General features: G+C 46.7%; 15 protein-coding genes. 4 read left to right on the top strand and 11 right to left on the bottom strand.

Annotation, left to right across the window (positions count from 1 at the left end; genetic code table 11):
- Nucleotide 1: 1 nt before the first annotated feature.
- Together KO537_RS21550 and KO537_RS21545 are read left to right on the top strand one after the other, a co-directional pair.
- A complete protein-coding gene (locus KO537_RS21550) occupies nt 2-2035 on the top strand; it encodes a MacB family efflux pump subunit (RefSeq protein WP_173246787.1) in 2034 nt (677 codons plus the stop codon).
- Between the two features lie 7 nt (nt 2036-2042).
- Entirely contained in the window at nt 2043-3506 is a 1464-nt protein-coding gene (locus KO537_RS21545) for an efflux transporter outer membrane subunit (RefSeq protein WP_173246784.1), read from the top strand.
- A 114-nt stretch (nt 3507-3620) separates the two neighbouring features.
- On the opposite strand, the gene KO537_RS21540 is transcribed toward KO537_RS21545, so the two are convergent.
- From KO537_RS21540 to KO537_RS21495, 10 genes are all read right to left on the bottom strand, one after another.
- Nucleotides 3621-4763, bottom strand: coding sequence for a site-2 protease family protein (locus tag KO537_RS21540; RefSeq protein WP_168826794.1), 1143 nt, complete (start codon nt 4761-4763; stop codon nt 3621-3623).
- A gap of 231 nt (nt 4764-4994) precedes the next feature.
- On the bottom strand, nt 4995-5372 hold the full coding sequence (locus KO537_RS21535; RefSeq protein ID WP_028759298.1) for a DUF4144 family protein: 378 nt from the start codon (nt 5370-5372) through the stop codon (nt 4995-4997).
- A gap of 233 nt (nt 5373-5605) precedes the next feature.
- Complete coding sequence (locus KO537_RS21530) at nt 5606-7294, bottom strand: FapA family protein (protein WP_173246781.1); 1689 nt, start codon at nt 7292-7294, stop codon at nt 5606-5608.
- Nucleotides 7295-7773: 479 nt separating this feature from the next.
- Nucleotides 7774-8817 (bottom strand): methyltransferase, encoded by a 1044-nt coding sequence (locus KO537_RS21525; protein ID WP_173246778.1) that lies wholly within the window; start codon nt 8815-8817, stop codon nt 7774-7776.
- 196 nt (nt 8818-9013) lie between these two features.
- Nucleotides 9014-10336 carry an alkaline phosphatase gene (locus KO537_RS21520; RefSeq protein ID WP_173246775.1) on the bottom strand — a complete coding sequence of 441 codons (1323 nt, stop codon included), beginning with the start codon at nt 10334-10336 and terminating at the stop codon, nt 9014-9016.
- A gap of 74 nt (nt 10337-10410) precedes the next feature.
- Nucleotides 10411-11364, bottom strand: coding sequence for a glutathione synthase (gshB, locus tag KO537_RS21515; RefSeq protein ID WP_173246772.1), 954 nt, complete (start codon nt 11362-11364; stop codon nt 10411-10413).
- Between the two features lie 93 nt (nt 11365-11457).
- Nucleotides 11458-12189: a 16S rRNA (uracil(1498)-N(3))-methyltransferase gene (rsmE, locus tag KO537_RS21510; protein ID WP_173246769.1), complete on the bottom strand. Its 732-nt coding sequence runs from the start codon at nt 12187-12189 to the stop codon at nt 11458-11460.
- 8 nt (nt 12190-12197) lie between these two features.
- Nucleotides 12198-12977 carry an endonuclease EndA gene (gene endA, locus KO537_RS21505; RefSeq protein ID WP_219235770.1) on the bottom strand — a complete coding sequence of 260 codons (780 nt, stop codon included), beginning with the start codon at nt 12975-12977 and terminating at the stop codon, nt 12198-12200.
- A 126-nt stretch (nt 12978-13103) separates the two neighbouring features.
- On the bottom strand, nt 13104-13763 hold the full coding sequence (locus KO537_RS21500) for a SprT family zinc-dependent metalloprotease (protein WP_173246764.1): 660 nt from the start codon (nt 13761-13763) through the stop codon (nt 13104-13106).
- 158 nt (nt 13764-13921) lie between these two features.
- Nucleotides 13922-15076, bottom strand: coding sequence for a hypothetical protein (locus KO537_RS21495; protein ID WP_173497250.1), 1155 nt, complete (start codon nt 15074-15076; stop codon nt 13922-13924).
- Between the two features lie 330 nt (nt 15077-15406).
- Here KO537_RS21495 and blaOXA point away from each other — a divergent pair, with 330 nt between their 5' ends.
- Nucleotides 15407-16231, top strand: a complete 825-nt coding sequence (blaOXA, locus tag KO537_RS21490; protein WP_105251500.1) for a class D beta-lactamase — start codon at nt 15407-15409, stop codon at nt 16229-16231.
- Nucleotides 16232-16394: 163 nt separating this feature from the next.
- Here the strand turns inward: blaOXA and KO537_RS21485 are convergent, their stop codons facing one another.
- Complete coding sequence (locus KO537_RS21485; protein WP_105251501.1) at nt 16395-17306, bottom strand: LysR family transcriptional regulator; 912 nt, start codon at nt 17304-17306, stop codon at nt 16395-16397.
- 121 nt (nt 17307-17427) lie between these two features.
- Here KO537_RS21485 and KO537_RS21480 point away from each other — a divergent pair, with 121 nt between their 5' ends.
- Nucleotides 17428-21981, top strand: a complete 4554-nt coding sequence (locus KO537_RS21480; RefSeq protein ID WP_219235753.1) for a biotin carboxylase N-terminal domain-containing protein — start codon at nt 17428-17430, stop codon at nt 21979-21981.
- Nucleotides 21982-22698 lie beyond the last annotated feature (717 nt).

The raw sequence follows: 22698 nt of genomic DNA, 5'->3' as shown, positions 1-22698 counted from the left end.
AGTGACAACGGCATTACTTGAAATTTCAGGTTGTTATCGCACTTTTCAGGCGGGTGAGCAGCAACTCACTGTGCTGAAAGATGTGAACTTGTCGATTGGCCGTGGCGAGATGGTGGCGATAGTTGGTGCTTCTGGCTCGGGTAAATCGACCCTAATGAACATTCTTGGTTGTTTAGATAAGCCGTCAAAGGGCGCGTATTTTATCAACGGCCAAGATACCTCGACTATGGACGTTGATGAGTTAGCACAGCTGCGCCGCGAGCACTTTGGTTTTATCTTTCAGCGTTATCATTTACTGGGCGATTTGACCGCCATAGGCAACGTCGAAGTGCCTGCTGTGTATGCGGGTAAAGAACGCACGGTTCGTAAAGACAGAGCCGAGCATTTGTTAACGCGTTTAGGCCTTGGCGACAGGCTTGACCATAAACCCAATCAGCTCAGTGGCGGACAGCAGCAGCGGGTCAGTGTGGCGCGCGCTTTGATGAATGGCGGCGATGTGATCCTTGCCGATGAGCCGACGGGTGCGCTGGATAGTCACAGCGGCGAAGAAATGATGCAGTTGTTGCAGGAGCTTCACAGCGACGGTCATACCATCATTATCGTGACCCATGATATGCACGTGGCCCAATATGCCGACCGCATTATCGAAATCAAAGACGGCGTGATCATCAGCGATGAGCGCAGTCAGGATAAACAAACGGCTAAGCCACAAAGCTCGACGTCACAAACTTCGACGTCGCAAAGCTCAACGTTACAAAATATGGCGCCACAAAATCCTAGCGGTGCAGTGGCAGCAAAAGACAGCTCGCGTGCGCGGGTGGCTTCGTGGGACAGATATGTCGAAGCGCTTAAAATGGCGCTGGTGGCGATGTCGACCCACAGGTTACGTACCTTCTTGACTATGCTCGGGATTATTATCGGTATCGCCTCTGTGGTTTCTGTGGTGGCCTTAGGTGAAGGCTCGCAGCAGGCCATCCTCAAAAGTATCAGTTCGATGGGAACCAACACGATTGATATTCGCCCCGGTTCAGGTTTTGGCGATCGACGCTCGGCGCGGGTGCGCACCTTAACCGCAACGGACGCCAATGCCCTTAAAAATCTGCCCTATGTTGATAGCGTGACGCCAAGCATTGGCTCTACTGCAACGGTTCGTTTTGGTAATAAAGCGGTATCGGCATCGGTGAATGGTGTGGGACCTGAGTTTTTCCGTGTAAGAGGGTACGAGTTAGCGCAGGGCCAATTTTGGGATGATGCCAGTGTCGCATCGCTCGCCCAAGATGCGGTGATTGATGACAACACCCGTAAGGAGCTTTTCCCTAACAGCGCTGCCGACAATAACTCGGCGATAGGGCAAGTGATTTTCCTTGGAGATTTACCCGTACGTATCATAGGTGTGACTCAACCCAAAGAAAGTGCTTTTGGTAACAGCGATGCGCTTAATGTATGGGTGCCTTACACCACAGTTTCTGGCCGTATGGTGGGTAAAAATTATTTGGATGGTATTACAGTTCGACTCGATGAAACTGTGCCGAGTAACGCGGCGGAGCAGGGCATTATCGCGCTGCTTAAAATGCGCCACGGCACGCAAGATTTCTTCACTATCAATACCGATACCATTAGGCAGAACATCGAAAAAACCACTGCGACCATGACCTTACTAATCTCGGCTATCGCGGTGATTTCCCTTGTCGTTGGCGGAATTGGGGTGATGAACATTATGTTAGTGTCTGTGACTGAGCGAACCCGTGAAATCGGTGTTCGTATGGCCGTGGGTGCGCGCCAGAACGATATTTTGCGCCAGTTCCTTATCGAAGCCATTTTAGTGTGTTTGTGTGGTGGCACCTTAGGCATCGCCTTGTCCTACTTAATTGGCGTGGTGTTTGCTCAAACGGGGGGCAGTTTCCAAATGATTTATTCTACCACCTCCATCGTTGCTGCCTTTGCCTGCTCGACCTTAATTGGTGTGCTATTTGGTTTCTTACCCGCCCGCAATGCGGCGCAGTTAGATCCCGTTGACGCACTAGCCAGAGAGTAATAACACCATGAATAATAAACTATTTAATCGACCATTTTCGCCTCGTAGCTGTGCTATTGCTGTTTGCACGGCTTTGGGATCAGCTCTGTGCATAGCACTACTGAGTGGCTGCGGCAGTGTTATGCGTTCAGACTTTGAACCGCCTGCATTGGCAATTCCAGAACAGTGGCAACACACCACAGTGAACGAGCAAGTAAAAGTCGACCCTTGGTGGCAGCAGTTTCATCAGCCCGAGCTCGATAAGCTGGTCAGCCAAGTGTTGATCACTAACAATGACTTAACCCTGGCGACCTTAACGCTGCTTAAAGCACGCTTGCAGGCAGGGCTAACGCGGGATGATCTATACCCACAGTTATCGGCAAACCTTGACGCTTCCCGTAATCAGCCACTTGAGGGTGGCGATGCGACTAAGAGTTATCAAGCAAAATTGTCCGTGAGTTATGAGGTGGATTTGTGGGGCAAAGTGTCGGCCAATATCGACCAAGCTCAATGGGCGGCGCTGGCGAGCGCCGAAGATAGGGAAAGTACCACCCAAAGCCTAGTGGCGACCACTGCATCCTTGTATTGGCAGATAGGTTATTTAAATCAACGGATTGATTTAAGCCAAAAGAGTATCGAGTACAGTCAGCAAACGCTGGCATTAACCCAAAGGCAGTATGATTCTGGGGCCGTGACGCAAGTGAATGTGCTCGAAGCTCAGCGCAGTATGGCGGGACAAGAGGCAGCCCATAGCCAGCTTATTCAACAATTAACTGTGGCTAAAAACGCCCTCGCGATATTACTCAATCAAGCGCCAGCCGCTGATCCAGTGCAGAGTTTAGCTTCAGGGGGAACTTGGGTTGAGATTAAGCAACTCCCCGACGTAGCAGTGCCGGACGTTAGCGTGGGTGTACCCGCAGATTTATTAGTGAGACGGCCAGATGTGAAGGCCTCCTTGTATCAACTGCGCTCCGCCTTGGCGAGTAAAGATGCGACCTATGCGAGTTATTTCCCAAGCCTGAGTTTAACCGGCGGTGTTGGGGAGTCGACCTCTGAGTTAAAAGAGTTGTTACGCAATCCCGTTGGCAGTTTAGGCGCAGGGCTAGTCTTGCCCTTTTTGCAGTGGAATCAAATGCAAATTAATAATGACATTGCCGATATCGATTATCAAACCGCAGTGGTGAATTATCGCAAGACGCTTTATTCCGCCTTTGAGGATGTCGATAACGCGATTTCGGCTAAGCAGCAATATCGTTATCAAGGGGAGAAGTTGGCACAGCAATTTAGCGCAGCGGCGGCCGTTGAAGCCATTTATGAGAGCCAGTACCGCAATGGCGCTATCGGTATTCAGAATTGGATTGATGCCCAAGAGAATCGTCGCAGCGCCGAGGCGGCTTTACTCGAGAATCGTTACAACCAACTCACCGCCCAAGCGACGCTTTATCAAGCTCTTGGTGGCAGCGATATCGCCCCTCCTTTGGCAAAGGAATAGCGCATTTTTGTAAAAGCATCACAGCGCGACAGAAAAATAAAAAACCGCTATTAATAGCGGTTTTTTGTATTGCTCAGGGTGAGTGTTTGAATCTGTGCTTAGCCGTTAAGTGGATTAACTGCGTAATATTTGCAGCGGCAAGCTGAGCATATCATCGCCCGTTCCCGCTAAGTGCCAGATGATGCCGACTAAGGCACCAACTGTGAGCAAGTACCAAATAACCGAGAAGATTTGCCCGTATCTGTCTAATGGCAGCAGATGGCTTTGATGGCGAGTTCGCCACTCGAAGATGATTTCTAAGCTGCCGATCAACAACAAGAAGCCCAATAGCGCTAAGCCTAAGGTGTAGCTGATATACACTCCGAAAGCGGCACCGGCGGCGCAGGCGACCAGCCCCATGATGCTGTTCATCGAAAAACTGATGCTCTTTAAAATATGGCCGCCATCGAGTGGCAAAATAGGCAATAAATTAAATAGGTTAAGCAGCGCATTAAAGGCGGCAAGGCCAGCAAAAAACACATTGCCCGTTGCGTGGTAAGCAATCAAGGAAGCGATGGACATCAAGAGCCCAAAGGTAGGTCCCATGATAGAAATCACCACATCTTGCCAACGTGTATTAATTTTCTCATCGGAGAGCGCGAGTCCGCCCATAAAGGGAATAAGGTAAATCCCTTTGGTTTTCATCCCAAAATATTTCATTGCGCGAATATGGCCATATTCGTGGAATACCAAACAGGCGATAAGTGCGAGGGCGAATTGGAAGGAGAATAGCCAAGAATAAGCGGCAACACTGGCGCCCGCTAACACTACCTTTATGACTTTAGCGCTCTTTAACAGCTTAAAGCCGAGGGAGGCGAGTCCTATCATGCTGATTTTTTGCTGCTTAACGATGGGCGTTTCTGGTGTTTGGCGTTCGATATCTTTCTCTGTCCGTCGCCCTTGGTCGATAATCTTGTCATCCATCAGCAAGCAGTAATCGAGGCGGAAAGGCTGCCAAACGAGATCGGTTTCGAGGCGAACTTGGATTTTAGCTTCTGTTATGGCGATGGCTTGCTCACCACTTTCTGTCACCAATGGGCTGCTGTGGTGGGTGAGCTCAAAGACATGGACTTTGAGGCCGCCATTATCGACGGAAGCTTCTTTTTGTGAGACTAAGGTGTTGTCCCAGTAGAGTTGTTGCCAGCCCGCGAGCGAGCCTTCTAAGCGCAGTTGTTTGCCTAAGCAGTCAATCTTAAGTAGTTCCAATTTCGGTTCCATCTATTTGTATATTTAGTGCCAACTTAAACGTCATCCCTTGAGTCGACGCAGAAAACGGTTATTTTGGAGTGCATCTTAAGCGCTTTACCATCTGGCTTAGCGCTGTTGCACCGCGGCAAATTATGCCTGTGAATTGATTATGAGGATATTAGCTTTTAAGGTCATATTGTTTTTTATTGATTAACTGAGTCATTGATAGCCATTTATTATGGCTTATCATGTGTTTGCTGTTTATTCATCGAGGGTACGAACAATTTCGATTCCTTGGGCAATTGTCGTGAAAGCCAGTTTAGCAACACAACATTGTCCTAGTGCTTGGGCATGATTTTGAACCCATTTGATAAATTCATTGAGTGGTAAATCCTGTTTTTGGCGCAGTAATCGAGGTAATTCGCCAACAGGATCTTCATGGATTTTTTGTGGACAGGCACTGATAAGGTATCGCTGCCCTTTGGAGTCTAATAATTGATCGGTTTCGATGAAGTGATGCTGATAGAGACAGGCCAGTTCGAGCCAATCTCTTTGATGTTCTAGGTAAAGTAATTCGTCATTTTGAGTCAGTTTTACAATCGCTGGCCATTCAATACTCGACATCTTAACGCTAGTCATTTCAGATCCTTAGGAAGTTTAAAATGGGCTCTGAGGTATTCTCTGAGATCAATCGGCGGCAGTAGACAAGGATTAGGATTTAGCAAGAAGGTGACTTGGCATACTGCTGCGTGCGTTTATCTGTGAGCAGTATGCCACGCTTGGAGAAGATAGATAGAGGCCAGAACGAGTTCAGAGGTTTGGCTACCGAGCGAAAGCTGCCTCAGCACTGGCGTTAAGAACCCTAGTGAACCTTATGTGCTCGGTACAGCTTTTGCCTTGGCGTTATAGTCAAAGTTAATCTCTTGATTAACATTGGCAATACAACAAGTGCCGTGTTCACGTGCCGTACGGTGATTTGCTTGACCTATATGCAGCTCAACGTTAAGGAATACGTGTTTAAGCACTTCGATACGGTATTTTTCGTAGTAGCCTTCGACTTCTTGTTTAAAGGTATCGAATTCAAGCTCTTCACGGGTACGTTCGTCCATGATGCGATTCTTCTCATCAAGCATCATCTTTATTTGCTCAATCATAACCGCGTCAGCTTGCCATTCTGACTTGGGGGGCAGTTTATTGAGGCGAGCCTCGATATCTAAACTGGCGACAACCATAGCTTTAACGCTCTCATCGAGTAGCTTGAGATCTTGCTTGAGTTCAGCCTGTCCCATTGCGCAGTAAACGTCAGTTTTAGTCCCTGCCGTTGCACCTATGACAACCGCCGTGATGCCTTTTTCAGCGTGTGCAACTCCGCCAACCAGATCACCACGACGACCGCTAGGATCGCTGACCGTTAAACTGCCGGCGGTTTTGGTATTACTGTGCAGCAACTGTTTAGTGACTAAGATATTACCTTTGGCAACTAATTGAGAATATTGCACAAATTGGGCGCTGATCTGGCCTTGAGAATAGATATTGGTAGAGTATTCATTGGCTTTAATCTGGCGGCCAATGATGCCTTTACTCACAGTGACATCGCCTTCTGCTTCAAGGGTGGCGGAGTCCACAAACCCCATCACGGTAATATCGCCTGAGCTTTTAACTATCATGCCCTCGTGGACATCACCTGTGATTAAAATACTGCCCTTGAAGGTGACATGGCCTGTGCTGATGTCGACATCTTTAAGTTGCAGTACATCATCGACATTCATACCTGTACGGGTTTCGACGGGTTGCCCCGGCACTGTGGCGATCAGCTTATTGGGATCTTTGGGATGAAAAGCTGTGCCTGTACCCGCTTGAAGCACTGCATCCTTACCTGGTTTTTGTTTAAGGACTTCGCCCTTGATGTTGTAGCCCGGAGTGCCTTCGGTGGCTAAATGTTTAACCATCAAGAGATCATTGGCTTTAACAACGATCATTGCGCCTAAATTGCGCATATCGACACTGCCATCTTCGCGCTCTTGTGGCTGAAGCAAGCGCTCCCGCGCAAGGAATACTTTGCGTTCTAGTACCGCATTGAGTCCATTAACAGGGGCTTTGCCTTGGGCTATTTCACTTTGGCAGATTTCCCCTGGCTTGAGTGTGCTGAGTTGCTTTAGTAGAGCTTGAATTTTGAGTTTGCTTAGCCCCATGCAGACGTTGTTTTTTTTGAGATGAGTGAGGATCTCTGGCAAATCTATCTGTTTACCACCCCATGCTGCGGTAAGTTTAAGACTGGCTTGCATTTTATCGGGACTAATCTCGATAGCTATGCTGCCATCGCGACGTTCGGCCAAAGTAGTATAGAGCTCAAATTTTCCATCGTCTTGATTACAAAGAGAGTTGATTTTAGCGACGGTTTTAGTAATGGCTGGTTCTAGCGGAAACAGGGCGGCGAATTCAGGTAAAGACAACAGGCGCATTATGTCTTCATGGGTGACTGGACCATGGACATTAGGGATCAGGCGCAATTCAGCTTTTGTCTTATCGCTGTTTAGCTCTATGAGTTCAGGGTCCAGCATAGGGGCATTCCTAGTAATTGCGTTTTATTCTTGTTAAGAAGCTGTTTTGAGTATAACAGTAGAAACTTAGGGTAAAGAAGCCTTTTTGGCTGCAAAATCAGCAAATGTTGTCATTTTGTTGTTAATGGTCTATGAGTGAATTTTAAAATAGTTTTTTATAAAAAATTGAGTCTTATAATCAGTGTTATCTCTGGTTTTATAACAAAAATTACTGAATAAACCACAACTTATATTGATTTTAGGTTTAACCATTATTTTGATGTTTTAAATCGAATCCCTATGTTAGGAACGGCTGTTGAGTGACTATAAGTGAGGAATTGTCAGAATCGCTGGCATGCGGCAGATCACAATATTGAATTTTGTAACACGATGAAAGGGAGGTTTTATCTAAAAACAAACAGGGATTGGGATAAGAGTGAGTGGCTGGGTTGCCAATAACGCGCTTCAGCGAAAGCATCTGCGCGTTATTAATCAAACATCTATTTGTGCTGGAAGTAATACAACTTGTACTTGTTGTTATCGGCAACCACTTTCAATTGGCCAAATTCGGCGGCGATAATATCGGAATAGGGCAGGTGGCGATTGGCGACTATTTGCCAAATACCATTATGTTGTAATTGCTTAGCACTATCGGTGACAAAGTTCTGCGCTATGCTGGTGGTGCTGGCGAGGCCATCATGAAACGGCGGATTAGAGATAATGCCGTTAAATTTTCCTGTGGTTTGCGCGAGCCCATCGGATGGATACACTTTGGCTGTCATGCCATTGGCCGCCAGGGTGAGTTCACAAGAAGCTAACGCCATGGCATTAATATCAACACATTCTAGGGATAGGCTCGGTTGTGCTTTTAGTAGAGCGGCGGTGATCACGCCTGCGCCGCAACCAAAATCGAGCACTCGACCCGAGAGTGTTGGTAGGTGTGACAATAATAATTCAGTGCCGAGATCTAACCGTTTTTCGCTAAATACCCCGACTAAATTACAGATACTGATCTCGCCTTGCGGCGTTGTGAGTTGATACTGACTGACCCAGTCGCTAAGTTTCATTGCCGGGGCGCTGCCCTCTAAATGGCTACCAAACAGCAGGCAGTGGCGGGCGTTATCGAGCTTCATCCCCGTCGTAAAATACTCAGGCAAGAGTTTAACTAAAGACTTAATCCCGCCTTTGTTTTCCCCAACCACTAACAGTTGGCCGTTAGGCACAAGATTGCTGGCGGCGAGGTTAAACAGATAAGGTGCGAGGGGTTTAGCCTTGGGGAAATAAACGATAACAGTATCGTACTTTTCTGGTTTAATTGGGTCTTGATGTGGCAGTTCGTGGCCGAAGTAGCAACGCAGTTTTGAATTCGCGTGCGGCGCTAAGTGTAAATAATGGTGATAATCCAAGGCGAGGGCATCGACCGAGGCCGCGACATCGAGCAGGGCTTTTGGCAGTAGATCGGCTTCATGATTGAGCACTAACACCTTATGTTGGCTTAGGCTGTCTTGATTACGAATAATGACTTGCGATGGATTAGTTAACACAGTTACTGGCACCGATAGACTTAAGTGCGGGCATTATACCTGTTATTTATGCCCGAGCCAGTTTGCATCGAATCACTGCGCTAAGACCTAATAAAATCCCTAATAAAATCCCTAATAAAAAGACCCAATAAAAAAGGCAACTGCATTATGCGGTTGCCTTATGTGATTGTCTTTAATGAACGGAATCGACTAACGCTTAGCTTTTAGGTTTCTTCGGTTTTGGCAATAAGCTGAAAATCTTATTGGCGATATCAGTATTGTCTTGATGGCCGTTAAACAGCTCAGATGCGGGACCTGCGGCAAACACTTGTACGTCTGTGCCTGTATGACCGTCGGTTGTCCAACCTGTATCAGTTCGCTTATCAATAACATGGCGAATTGCAACCGCGATGGTTTCTAATCCCTGCATTCTGGCGACCGTTAATTTTGCGATTTCTTCTTCGTTGAGCTCAAAACCTAAACCGCGGGCAAGATCGGCCTGCCATTGTTCACCGCTGATGGCGGCTAAGGCTAATGTGTCGGTACTGGCTGAAACGTTGCGTAGGATTTCAGGGTTCCAGTTGTACTTTCCATCGACGCCAATCGATAGGCCGCCGGTGTTATGGTCGGCGGTGATCACCATCAGGGTATCAGGATGTTCACGCACGAATTGCTCAACCACTTCAATGGCATTGGAGAATTCATCCATCTCACCCATAGCAGTGGCGATGTCGTTATTGTGGCCCGCCCAGTCGATGAGACTTCCTTCGACTAACAACACAAAACCTTGGTCATTCTGCGACAGTAAATTGAGTGCTTTTTGGGTTAAAGTGCTGAGTTTTTTCGCATCTTTTTCATCAATCGCCCAAGGTAATTGGACTTCGGCAAACAGTCCCAGCACTTTAGGTTGGGTGATGCTGGCGAGATCTTCAAAACGAGTAATATGTTGATAACCCTTGGCTTTAAATTGTGCTAATAGTTCAGGGGTAAAGTATTTTTGACCACCGCCTAAGAATACATCGGCGTTAGTTTCTAGATAGCTGAGTGCCAAAGCATCGTAGTTTTTACGGCTTTCGTTGTGGGCCAAAAAGGCGGCTGGCGTGGCGTGGTTGATTTGCGACGTTACAGCGACACCTGTGCTAAGGCCAAGGGATTTGGCTTTTTCGAGTATGGTCGGCAGCGGTTGCTTTTGGGTATCGACCGAAATCGCCCCATTGTAAGATTTAACGCCAGTGGCGAGCGCAGTTGCTGCCGCGGCTGAGTCGGTAACATAACCACTGACACTGGCGGGATAAGTGCTCGCCATCCCTACAAGTAAACGGTCGAATACGGTTTGTTCGACTTCCTCTGTGTCAGGATTATCTTTGTAGTAACGGTAAGCGCTAGTGTAAGACGGTCCCATACCATCACCTATCATGATGACAATGTTTTTGGGACGCGACGGTGCTTTCGTTGGACCTGTTTCTATGTTGGCCCAAGTCGGAGTCGATAGTAATAAACCTATGCCGAGTAACAAGAATGGCGCTTTGGTGAAACTCATATCACATCCCTAGAAAGTGGCTAGGCGCTTGTGATGTCAAAGCGCCTTAAATCAACAAACTCGTTGGTAAATTTTTATGCTTTGGTGTTCATGCGTGCTTCAATAGCATCCATTAACATGCCGGTGATGTCGACATTAAATGCTGCTTGGATCTCACGGATACAAGTTGGACTGGTTACGTTGATCTCAGTCAGCTTGTCACCAATGACATCGAGGCCGACAAAAATCAGTCCACGTTTTTTAAGTTCTGGACCAATGGCGCGGGCAATTGCCCAATCGCTGTCGGATAAAGGTTGAGCCACACCGCTTCCGCCTGCCGCTAAGTTACCACGGGTTTCGCCTTTCATTGGGATACGCGCCAAGGCGTAGGGCACAGGCTCACCATCGACCACTAAAATGCGTTTATCGCCTTTGGTTATCTCAGGGATAAAGGCTTGCGCCATGGCATATTGTTGGCCATAGCTGGTCAAGGTTTCTATGATGACCCCAAGGTTTGGGTCGTCCTGCTTCACGCGGAAAATCGAGGTGCCGCCCATACCATCAAGTGGCTTAAGAATAATATCGCCCTTCGCTTGGTGGAAAGCGCGGATACGTTTGGCATCACGGGTTACGATCGTTTCTGGAGTGAATTCGCTAAACCATGCGGTAAATAGTTTCTCGTTAGCATCACGTAAGCTTTGTGGCTTGTTAACGATCAACACGCCTTGTTCTTCGGCGCGTTCAAGCATGTAAGTTGCGTAGATAAACTCAGTATCGAATGGCGGGTCCTTACGCATTAAGATCACGTCGAGTTCGCTCATTGGCGTGTCTGTAGCTTCGCCGAGTTCAAACCATTTGCTCGCATCATTGAAAACAGTTAACGGACGCATATTGGCCATAGCCACACCGTTGACCATGGCAAGATCGGCCATTTCCATATAAAACAGCTGATAACCTCTTTCCTGCGCGGCCATTAACATGGCAAAACTGGAGTCTTTCTTAATGTTGATCTCACTGATGGGGTCCATCACTATGCCGAGTTTTATCATTAATCTGTTCCTTATTTGTCGCCGTTTGCAGGCAAAAAAGCATTTATTGGATAATGGGGTGCTATACCACCGCTGTGTGCGGCTGTGGACGGTCTAGCCTAAATCACCAAATCTGAGTTGCAGTGCCGTAATGGCGGTGAGCGAGGCGGTTTCGGTGCGTAGCACTCTGGGGCCAAGCAACACATCGGTAAATTGATAGGTTTCTGTCATGGCGATTTCTTCCGCCGACAAACCGCCTTCTGGGCCAATTAATAGTCGCACGCGGGTATGGGCCAAATCTAAGCCATTGATACCGTGTGCGGCACGTGGATGCAAATTGAGTTTAAGCGCTGAGGTCGGCTCACTGCACCAATCGTGTAAGTCCATCGCTGGGCGAATCACGGGCACTTGGCTGCGTCCCGATTGCTCACAGGCGCTCACGACGATCTTCTGCCATTGCTGAATTTTTTTCTCTAGGCGTTCGCCGTTGAGTTTCACACCGCAGCGATCTGAAAACAGCGGCGTAATAGTATTGACGCCAAGCTCGACTGATTTTTGAATGGTGAACTCCATTCTATCGCCACGGGAAATCACTTGGCCTAAGTGCAAGTTGAGTGGCGACTCAGATAAATTGGCCTCACAGGAGAGCAGTTTTACTGTGACATGCTTCTTACCTGCGTCAACAATTTCAGCAAGATAATCATTGCCATCGCCATTAAATAGACTGATATGTTCGCCGTTGCCCATGCGTAGCACCTTGCCGATATGGGCCGCGCCATCTTCGTCTAAGTTCAACTGTTGATTGATGGCTAATGGCTGAGGTTGATAAATTCTTGGGACTCTCATTGTCGACCTTATTCGGCTAATTGTTGACGCTGTGGTGGCGCATTACAGGCATTCTGCACAAAGGGGTTATGGTTACCTTGGGTTTGCGCTATGGCGTTATCACGTTTGCACTCAATAGTATCAACTGGATAGGTTTTATCCCATGCCTTAAATAATTTTAATTGGCTAGAGGCGATTTTAAGACCATAGGTCTGCTGCATATAGAGGTAGGTTCTGGCTATCTTACCGCGGGTATTCGCGGGAGGTTGTGCTTGACGATTCTTAAAGTCGACTACCATAGCACATTGGCCATATTGGTCAGCCTTACCGTTCCATTGGCTAAATCGGAAGTTGCTGCGATCGCCATTGACCTCACCAATTGCGGGTACCAAATTATGCATGTCCGATTCCATTTTATTAAATTCATTACTGTTATCGGCACAGTTTTTACGGCCGCCCTTTTGCCAGCATTGGAGTTGATGGCCAAATTCCCAGGCGGGGACTATGTGTTCCCACTCGATACGGTTGGCGCGGGTTTCCTGTTTACGGACTTGATAACCACAGCTGGCGAGATCGGGTTTCCACGATTTACCTTTGATCTGAATTTCACAGCCACAGTAAAAGCTGACTGCGGGCAGAGTACCTTGGCGACTACCTACGTAGAGCGCCTGTGACTTGGTTTTTGCTTGGCTGAAACTGCTGGGATGTGACACTGAGGCACTTGCGGGCACAGATAAGGTCGCCGCCCAAGTGATTAGGCACAACAAAAGTCGCCGTGAATTAACGGTTAAAGAAGCTATGTTCAAAATTTATCCCAAAATAACAAACACTACGCGAGCCTTTGGCTCGTCTTTTATGGCGTGATGGTAAGGGAAATATCGCTGTTTATGCAAATTGAGTCGTACTTAGGTGGGAGTTTTGTTTGCTGAAAGTCGCTAGAACGCAGTTAAATGGGTCTTACAGCGTTTACAAATATAACGACTTTCACCACGCAACACCTTGTTATGGCGGCGAATACTCAGTCGAATCGGTCCACAGGCGCAGCGATACTCAACATCGCGACTCGTAACTGAAGTGGTATTAAAGCTATGTGTGGTACTCGGATTGACCTTAAATACCGTTAACATCAAAGATTGCCATTCTTTACCGTGGGGCTTGGTTTTGCCAAAAAGCTGAAAACACAGCAAATGACAAATTTCGTGGGGGACGACCTCAGTCAGAAATGCCTCGCTGTTTTCGCGTAGCAATACAGGATTGAATCGCAAGCGATTCTGTTGCAGATGAGCTGTACCCGCGCTCTTACCCCTTAGACTAAATTGAGTGACTGGGCGTGGAAAAGTGCGCTTAAGCGATACCTCGGCCTCTTGATAACAAGCTTCAATTCGCTCTAGTACTTGAATTTGTAGTGACGAGAGTGCGCGTGATGAACCGGTGAAAATATGTGCCTGAGCCGGATTTGGTGCTGGTGGACTCGTTATCACCTGCGACTTATCTTGGCTTTGGCCCAAGGCTGCGTACGTCGACCTTGACAGTGGTGCAAGTGCTTCACTGCTGCGACGGCGTAAGGCATTGAGTAAGTCAGCGGGTTTCAGCATAGGGTTAGCGTTGGATCTCGTCGGTTAAAGATAAAATTGAGTGCTTAAAACTTATCGGTGATTAAGCCTGCCTAAGCGTTCACATCAGAAGCGTTCACATCATAGCGAACGCTATCTGACAATGCTAGTTTCAGCCTGTTTCAGGAAATGTGACTTGGCTATAAACTCGCTGCCGCCTGCATCACCATAGTGCGTACTTGTTCGACTATGGCTTGCTCAGTATCTGCGTCATAGCCTTTGACTCTTGGTGTGTGAATGTGGCCGACCTTGGCATGGCTATTAAACTTTTGCTGCAAGACTATGGCACGATAGGAGATTTCATTAGAAAGATAACCGCCGCCAGAGCCTTCGACTGAGGTTTCGTTTTGCAGTTCGTTTAATGACGTCGCGCTAAATTCGCCGCGGGCAAGGGTAGTGACAGTATGGTTATCATTGACTTTCCATTGACCATCTTTGACTTGCATAGCCGAAACAGGCAGTGAAAATTCCACAAATTCGGGGCCGATAAAATCTTTACCATTAAGCTTTGGGGCAACGGGTGCGGTTTTCGTGCCGCCAGTGAGTACGTTTTGGTTATCGGGCGCCGCTGCGCTGCGATTTCGCCCAGGGAAACGTTCGATATCAAAATCAGTTCGGCCCATGCTAACGGTGAATACAAATTGGGTTTTGGGATCGCGATAAATCGGGCTCAATAGCGACTCGATAAGTCCTTGATCAAAATCTGCAAAACGTACTGGCACCATAGCGGTTTCTATTTGCGCCGTTTTACCATTAATATCAAAGCGAAAACCATCCAAGGCGAGGGCAACTAGACCGGAAGGATTACTCTGGGTGATATCTTTGTCGAGGAAGAAAGGATCGAAACCCGTGAGAAATATTTTGATTTGGACATCATCACCATATTGAATATCGCTAAAACCCCGTGAGGCTTTTTCAACCGCACTCATTAATATGTCTTGTTGCCAATCGGCCATTTTAAAGTTGGCGCTGGTGGTTTTTAGACTATTAAGCATGGCAAGGCGAGCCCAGTATAAAGGTCGGTCGTCAAAATGCCCTGACTGCACATCGCGGACAGCTTGTTGCCATAATCTGTGTCCTTGGCGTGCCGCTAATTGGGTGGCGTCAACTTCGTTTTTCTTTGAGCTCAGCTGAGCCAGACCATCGTCAAGAGCTTGATAGCGAGTGACTACGTCGCCTATGGTTTTTTCGGCTGTTGGTAGGCGGGAAACTTCAACATCACCAAATAACTGCACGGCACTGGCTGTAGTCATCAAGCTGGTGGTGAGGATGAGTGTTAACACTGGCTTTAACATGTTTGGCTTCCCTGTAGTGATTAGACGTTATTCATTGGAAATAATGATTATTTTTTTCGTACGGATAGGCTCTTATGCCAAAAAGTATGCACTACAAGCTGAGGGTAATAAAGTTAAGCTCAGTGATCTTCGTCATCTTATGTCAATATCTTCTATCACAAATCATATGGCGCTAGCATTAATCCATCTGCAACAGTGCAATAGGGTCTAGTTTGCCTCTTTTTTGCCACAATTGGTCAGCAGTTTGCTAGGGCTTGCCAAAACCCTAAGTGATAGCCTTAATCACTTTTTTAGTTCATTGGATTGTTTGTTTTTCTACAAGGAGACTTTATGCGTTTGTTCACCATATCGGCTGTGCTGGTGATGTCGTCTATTTTAGTGTCGTCAAGCTTAGTGGCGCCGACTTTTGCATCTACTACAGCTAAGGAGTGGCAAGAAACCCGCAGTTGGGATGCCAGTTTTACTCAGCACCAAACTAAAGGCGTAGTGGTGTTATGGAATGAAAACAAGCAACAGGGATTCACTAATAATCTTAAACGTGCCAATCAAGGTTTTTTACCTGCATCGACGTTTAAGATTCCTAACAGTTTGATCGCGCTAGAGCTTGGCGTGGTGAAGGATGAGCATCAAGTCTTTAAGTGGGATGGTAAAAGTCGAGATATCGCAACTTGGAATCGTGATCATAACCTTATTACTGCAATGAAGTATTCGGTTGTGCCTGTCTACCAAGAGTTTGCTCGCCAAATTGGTGAGGCGCGTATGTCGAAGATGATCGCCTCGTTTGATTATGGTAATGAGGATATTTCGGGAAATTTGGATAGTTTTTGGTTAGATGGTGGCATACGAATTTCGGCTACGGAGCAAATCGATTTCCTACGTAAGCTTTATCACAACAAGATACACGCTTCTGAGCGCAGTTTACGTATTGTTAAGCAAGCCATGCTGACTGAAGCGAATTCTGACTATATTATCCGTGCGAAAACCGGCTATGCAGTCAGAGCAGAACCAAGCATTGGCTGGTGGGTAGGTTGGGTTGAACTCGATGATAATGTATGGTTTTTTGCGATGAATATGGATATTCCCGACGCCGCAGGTTTACCATTGCGTCAAGCCATTACTAAGGAAATCTTAAAACGGGAACGCGTTATTCCTTAGCCCATGCTAGGTCGCGTAAGCATAGCGTATCTAAACCTTGCGAGAATTGCGTATGAAGTGGCCTACTTGGCTGACATCAATCGTGATACTGAAAGCCTAGACTCAGATCTAGGCTTTTTTATTGGACTTTCTTGAAACAGGTTTCCTGATGCGACGGGAAACGTTAACCCATTAGGGATTGCAGGCTTTCTTGGCTGCTGAAGCGTTTTACAAAGAAATCTAAGAAGACACTGATGTTGGTGGCCAGTTGGCGTCGGCTCGAATAAACCCCGTAAACCTTAAAAGGTTCAATCGGCCACTCCTGTAAAATCGGTACTAGCTGTCCATTAGCAAGTTCAGTCTTACAGGCTGAATTGGATAACATGGCGATGCCAAAATCATCTATGGCTAATTGCTTCACCATTATCGGGCTGTTGACCCTCACTTTACGCTGAAAGTTAGCCATGGTTTTACGCGAACCTTTACCCAATGGCCAAATTGGTGCTGAGCGAGAAGTCCCCAATAAAATCCCACTGTGCAGGCTGAGTTCCTTTGGGGTCGCGGGTGTGCCTTTGAGTTTTAAGTATGCAGGGCTTGCCACTAAAATTGGCTGGCGTTCAAACAGTAATCTTGCGACTAAGTCCGACGATTGAAGTGGACCATATTTGATGGCTATGTCATATCCTTCACCGACTAAACCAATATCGTTGTCGGTAAACTGGACATCCAATTCAACATTGGGATATAAACGCATAAATCCGCTACAGAGGTTAGCGATAAGTTCTTGGCTAAATGACACTGGGATTGCAATGCGTAATGATCCTGACACATCATCGTGAGTATTCTCGATAACTGCCTTGGCCGCTTCTACCTCATTGCGAATCGAATCACAGTGTTGATAAAAGAGTGCCCCGATTTGGGTCAAACTCAAATTACGGGTGTCGCGCTGTAGTAATCGCACGCCAAGTTGTTCTTCTAGCTGCGCGATTTTGCGACTTATGGTGGATTTTGGGTGGCCGGTTTCACGTGCAGCTTGGGAGAATCCCTTCGCTCTAACTACGGCTGCAAATAGCATCATACCGTTTAAATCTGGCATGTTATTCCCACTGTCTCATATTTGGAACAAAGCGTCCTATGCAGTTTAATGGCATTTGACGGGATAACAAAGTTATATTTATTGGCTAAAAATTTTCAGAGGCTAAGCAGAGGATCTTTTGATGACCAGCAATAATCAGCCCAAACACATGACTCAAGCCCAAACGCCCGATCCGCTTTTTTTACAGGCCGAGCATTTGGCAAAAGATTTTTCTCTGTTTCCTAAGCACAGTAAACAGAGTTTATCGGAAGAAATTAAAGGTCTTTTAAATGAGGATGCTATTCAAGCAAACTTAAAAGACTTGGCATCTTTAGATGTCGACGGTTACGTTGCTAAAGTGATCCAGCCGACCCAAGATAAAGGTCGTCCTGGTGCAAAACGTATTATTGCCGATCTTAAAGGTCGTTTGATTACGGAAACTCACTTGGGCTCTTTTTACAGTGCTGAGGTCGAGCTGAACTTTGGTTCACGCACTCGTCGTATTGGCTTTATTGCCCAAGAACGCACTACCGCTAACGGTGCTTGGATGCCTGAGCATCATTACGCCGCTTGTAAAGCAATTCGTCATTTCGCCGAATTGTCTATGCCTATTATCTATTTAATTGATACCCCAGGGGCGGATGCTGGCGAAATCGCTAACAGCCAAAACCAAGCGCATTCAATTTCTAAAGCCATCGCAGAAAGTGCCAACGTTGACGTACCGACAGTCGGTATCGTAATTGGTGCTGGTTATTCTGGTGGCGCAATTCCATTAGCGGCGGCGAACATTCTGTTGTCGTTGCGTGACGGTATTTTCAACACGATCCAGCCACAAGGTCTGCAAAGTATTGCCCGTAAGTACAACTTATCTTGGCAAGAATGTGCGAAATCTGTGGGTGTATCACCAGAAGAGCTTTATACCTCAGGTTGTATCGACGGTATCATCGACTTTTCACCAGGCGATCGCGACGAGCGTCAGCACAATCTGCGCCGCGCTATTATTAGCAGCGTAGAAGCGGTTGAGCGTGCAGCGATGAATTTTGTGCGTGAATCTAAAGATTTACGTGAGCATTATGATCGCAGTTTAACTCGTTTCCTTAATCCATCTAAAAACTTGATGGCTTTGGAACTGAACGCAGAATTGGCTGTGGCAACGAGCCCAACCAGTCACCATAACTTGTTCGGTAGCGCCTATCGCTATCTGCGTTATTTAACGCTACGTAGCCGTATCCATTCTATTTCTCAAGAGCAATATGGCCGTCTGTCACGTGCTAGCGTGCCAGAAGGTGATCTGTTGGCACGTATTCAACAGGAACAAGACCGTGTGTTCCAAGCTTGGTTGTCTAACCCTGACAAGCTAGTTTATGACGAAGATTTGAATAAATTGTGGACTAACTTTGTCGCTAAACGTGACGAAGTCTCGACCGAGCGTAACATGTTGACACGTTTGATTTTGGGTGAGCCAAAAGAGAACTATAAAAAAGCACGTAAGGCGTTGTTATTCAACATCAGCTGGTCTTTGTATCACCGCTGGAAAAGCAATGCGGCTAACAACTTTAAAGGGCTGATTCAGCACTTAGAAAGTTTGCCAAAGTCTGTGACTCAAGCTAAATGGCCTGAGCTGAATCAGCTGACTGTGCTTGATGTGGTGGTAAATGAAGAACTGCGTGAAGACTTTATTTGGCAATGCCATAACATTCTGATCTTCAATGCCTTGTATGACAACGTTGTGGGCAGCTTAGCGTCAATCGCTAAAGAAGCCATGATGTCGAAGAGTTTGTCACGTAACTCAGTGAACAACCTGTTGCACAAGTCAATTGACCATGCATTGTCGACGCAAGATACCTCGAACGACAAAGCTAAGTTCTATAAGTGGCTCAAGTATTTTATGGGTCAATCGAACCGCGCCGATTTGCTGGTGCGAGTAGAGCAGTGGAAGAGTGTGGGTTTCCCACAACTTAACGACAGTCTATTCGTGGTACTGACTTACTTCTTCGAGCGTTTACTGCCTGAGTATTTCGATAGTGAAAGCGATACCAGCAAGTACACTGGCGCGATCAACCCTGTGCGTATCGGTCGTCGTAAGGACTTCTGGAACCGCTTGACCATGGGTTATCAGGATCTATTGATCCAAAAAGTGCTGCGTGACGAAAAACGTAAAGGCAACATGACTTGGGAAAATGTGGTGAAGCAGTTCTTTACCCATTTCGAAGAGATCAACGGCGACAAGATGTCGGCTAACTTGCTCAACTTCCCTGGCTTCCGTTTATCAATCGAAGATGCGTTAGACAAAGGCATTCGCCCATGTGGTTTGATCACAGGTATTGCTGACTTTAAAGAAAAAGGTCAAAAAGTGCGTGTGGGTGTGGCTGTGTCTAACACGGCATTCCAAGCGGGTGCATTCGATATGGCCAGTGCTGAGAAATTCTCTGCACTATTGATTGAGTGTGCTAAGCGTAAATTACCCGTTGTGTGCTTTATCAGTTCAGGTGGTATGCAGACTAAAGAAGGCGCCGCGGCGCTATTCTCTATGGCTGTGGTGAACGACCGTATCACGCGCTTTATTCGTGATAACGAATTGCCAGTACTGATGTTTGGTTTTGGTGACTGTACCGGTGGTGCGCAGGCGAGTTTTGTGACTCACCCATTGGTGCAAACTTACTATCTGTCTGGTACTAACATGCCATTCGCAGGTCAAATGGTGGTGCCAGCGTACTTACCATCAACGGCAACGCTGTCTAACTACTTGTCAAAAGTACCTGGCGCAATGGCGGGCTTAGTCCATAACCCATTCAGCGACAATTTAGACTCTCAGTTAGCAGGTATCGATCCTCTGATGCCAATGCCTTCGGCAAAAATTAACGACGTGATCATCAATGCACTGTCGACCTTAGTGGTTGAAGCTACTGTTGAAGAAGAAGTGATCGTGCAGAACGATCCACGTAAGTTAATGAAGCCAATTAACAAAGTATTGGTTCACGCCCGTGGTTGTACAGCTGTAAAACTTATTCGTAAGGCGCATGACAATAATATCAATGTGGTATTAGTGGCGTCTGATCCAGATATGACGTCAGTCCCCGCGGACATGCTCAAAGAAACCGACAAGTTAGTTTGTCTCGGTGGTAACACATCGGATGAAAGTTACTTGAACGCATACTCTGTGCTGAAAGTAGCCGAATATGAACAGGTTGATGCATTGCATCCAGGTATCGGTTTCCTATCAGAAAGCCCGCAGTTTGCTGCATTGTGTGTGAATAACGGTGTTAACTTCGTCGGTCCTAGCGTGCATTCAATGACGACTATGGGTAACAAGTCGAACGCAATTAAGACATCGCAAGCGCAAAACGTACCTGTTGTGCCTGGTTCGCACGGTATTCTGACCAATGCTGAACAAGCCGTAAACGTGGCGAGCGAAATTGGCTATCCAGTATTGCTTAAAGCGGTACAAGGTGGTGGCGGTAAAGGTATTCAGGTTGTAAAACGTCCTGAAGACATGATTGGTTTATTCCAAAAAACTGCAACCGAAGCAGCTGCAGCCTTTGGTAACGGTGACTTGTACTTAGAGAAATATGTGACATCACTACGTCACATCGAAGTGCAGTTACTGCGAGATAAGTTCGGCAACGCGAAAGTATTAGGTTTGCGTGACTGTTCGGTTCAACGTAACAACCAAAAAGTGGTCGAAGAATCTGGCTCTACTATGCTGCCGGATGAGCTGAAGCGACAAGTGCTGGCCTATACCCGTGCCTTAGGCGACGCGACCGATTACATGGGCGCAGGTACCGTAGAGTTTATCTATAACTTAGATGCGAACGAAGTCTACTTTATGGAGATGAACACGCGTCTGCAGGTTGAACATCCAGTCACGGAAGCGACTTCAGGTATTGATATCGTTAGTGCGCAGTTTGATATTGCCGCTGGCCGTTCAATTGCAGCGTTAGAGCCTAAAGAAATTGGTTATGCGATGGAAGTACGTGTGACGGCTGAGAAAGCGGCGCTCGATAGCCATGGCATACTGCAGTTGATCCCAAATCCAGGCAAGATCACTGAGTGTGTGTTCCCAGAACATCCAGATGTGGAAATCATTTCGATTGCTGCGCCAGGTAAAGAAGTATCGCCATACTACGATAGCTTGATTGCGCAAATCATCATGCGCGGTGAAAACCGTGAAGATGTGATTGCCAAACTGTACGAATACTTAGACAGTGTAGTGCTGAAAGGCATCGCGACTAACATTCCGTTACTCAAACTGATCTTGAAAGATGGTACCTTCAACGAAGGTGTTTACGACACTAACTATCTGCCACGCTTAATGGCTGAGCTCGATATTCCTGCGTTGATCGCAGAAATGGAGGCTGCCGCTGAAACTGTGGAAGTAGACACTGAGTCACTGCGTGTTGGCGAAAGTAACGAATTGAAAGTGTTAGCCCAAGGCGCAGGTATCTTCTATACCTCTTCTGCACCGGGTGAAGCGGACTTCGTGAAAGAAGGTGACATAGTCACGGTTGATCAAACACTAGCACTAACGGAAGCGATGAAGATGTTCTCGCAAGTGACCTTAGCCGGCTTTAACCGCCAGAGTGCGATTCTGTACCCCGAAGATAAGAAGTATCGTATAGAGCGCATCCTGAACAGCAATGGTCAGCAAGTGTCTCAAGGCGACTTACTGTTCGTGGTCTCGCCTGTTGAAGAATAAGCTCAGCGTTTAGCGCCATAGCTGAATGAGACAATACCCGCCATTGGCGGGTATTTTTTTGCTTCTAAATTATTGCCACTAAATTTCCTGTCACTAAATATAGGTAAGCAAACATGCCACTCTTAATGTGCATGACGTCTTTGATAAATCAACTTAGCTTTAATAGATAAGCATATCGCTAACAAGTGGCCAATCTCAGCTCTGTGCAATACGACCTGTATCTCTGATTAAGTCGGCAAAGAGTCTCTTTAATCTATCGTTTGCCCATTTATTAGAACAAGCTGCATCAAGAATCCACCTCTGGCCTCGAGAATCAACGGAATCTCCATGCTTTATTCGTAGTATATAGAGGCTCATCAAACCTCATTTTAAGTTGAAACTGAGTCTAAAATGAGCTGTGTGTGGATAACTTTGGGGGTAAGTGGTGGGTATGATGTGACTAGATTAGATAATTAGAATTAACTGCAAATTTCCTTAAAATAGGGGTTGCACAAAATCTCCTGCTGCCTATAATGCGCATCCACTGACACGGCAGACAGCGTTAAGCAGCCTGATGTGACGGTTCATCGATGAGTTTACTGATTGATGAGTGTTGAGAAAGTTTGCAAAACTCCTTGACGCGAAACGGGAAATGCGTAGAATACGCAGCCCTAGCCAACTGGAAGCGTTCAACGCTCAGTGTGGTACTCAAGTTCTCTTACGAATATTGAGTTGCTC

Origin of the sequence: Shewanella sp. NKUCC01_JLK, from assembly GCF_019345615.1 — a bacterium.
In the GTDB taxonomy this organism is placed as follows: domain Bacteria; phylum Pseudomonadota; class Gammaproteobacteria; order Enterobacterales; family Shewanellaceae; genus Shewanella; species Shewanella oncorhynchi.
The sequence above is the reverse complement of the archived record's forward strand: the minus strand, read 5'-3'. Positions and strand labels throughout refer to the sequence as shown.

Excerpts from the sequence above, each read along its gene's own strand:
- KO537_RS21545 (WP_173246784.1), top strand. The coding sequence starts at position 2,043 with ATGAATAATAAACTATTTAATCGACCATTTTCGCCTCGTAGCTGTGCT.
- KO537_RS21540 (WP_168826794.1), bottom strand. The coding sequence starts at position 4,763 with ATGGAACCGAAATTGGAACTACTTAAGATTGACTGCTTAGGCAAACAA.
- KO537_RS21535 (WP_028759298.1), bottom strand. The coding sequence starts at position 5,372 with ATGACTAGCGTTAAGATGTCGAGTATTGAATGGCCAGCGATTGTAAAA.
- KO537_RS21530 (WP_173246781.1), bottom strand. The coding sequence starts at position 7,294 with ATGCTGGACCCTGAACTCATAGAGCTAAACAGCGATAAGACAAAAGCT.
- KO537_RS21520 (WP_173246775.1), bottom strand. The coding sequence starts at position 10,336 with ATGAGTTTCACCAAAGCGCCATTCTTGTTACTCGGCATAGGTTTATTA.
- gshB (WP_173246772.1), bottom strand. The coding sequence starts at position 11,364 with ATGATAAAACTCGGCATAGTGATGGACCCCATCAGTGAGATCAACATT.
- rsmE (WP_173246769.1), bottom strand. The coding sequence starts at position 12,189 with ATGAGAGTCCCAAGAATTTATCAACCTCAGCCATTAGCCATCAATCAA.
- KO537_RS21500 (WP_173246764.1), bottom strand. The coding sequence starts at position 13,763 with ATGCTGAAACCCGCTGACTTACTCAATGCCTTACGCCGTCGCAGCAGT.
- KO537_RS21495 (WP_173497250.1), bottom strand. The coding sequence starts at position 15,076 with ATGTTAAAGCCAGTGTTAACACTCATCCTCACCACCAGCTTGATGACT.
- blaOXA (WP_105251500.1), top strand. The coding sequence starts at position 15,407 with ATGCGTTTGTTCACCATATCGGCTGTGCTGGTGATGTCGTCTATTTTA.
- KO537_RS21485 (WP_105251501.1), bottom strand. The coding sequence starts at position 17,306 with ATGCCAGATTTAAACGGTATGATGCTATTTGCAGCCGTAGTTAGAGCG.
- KO537_RS21480 (WP_219235753.1), top strand. The coding sequence starts at position 17,428 with ATGACCAGCAATAATCAGCCCAAACACATGACTCAAGCCCAAACGCCC.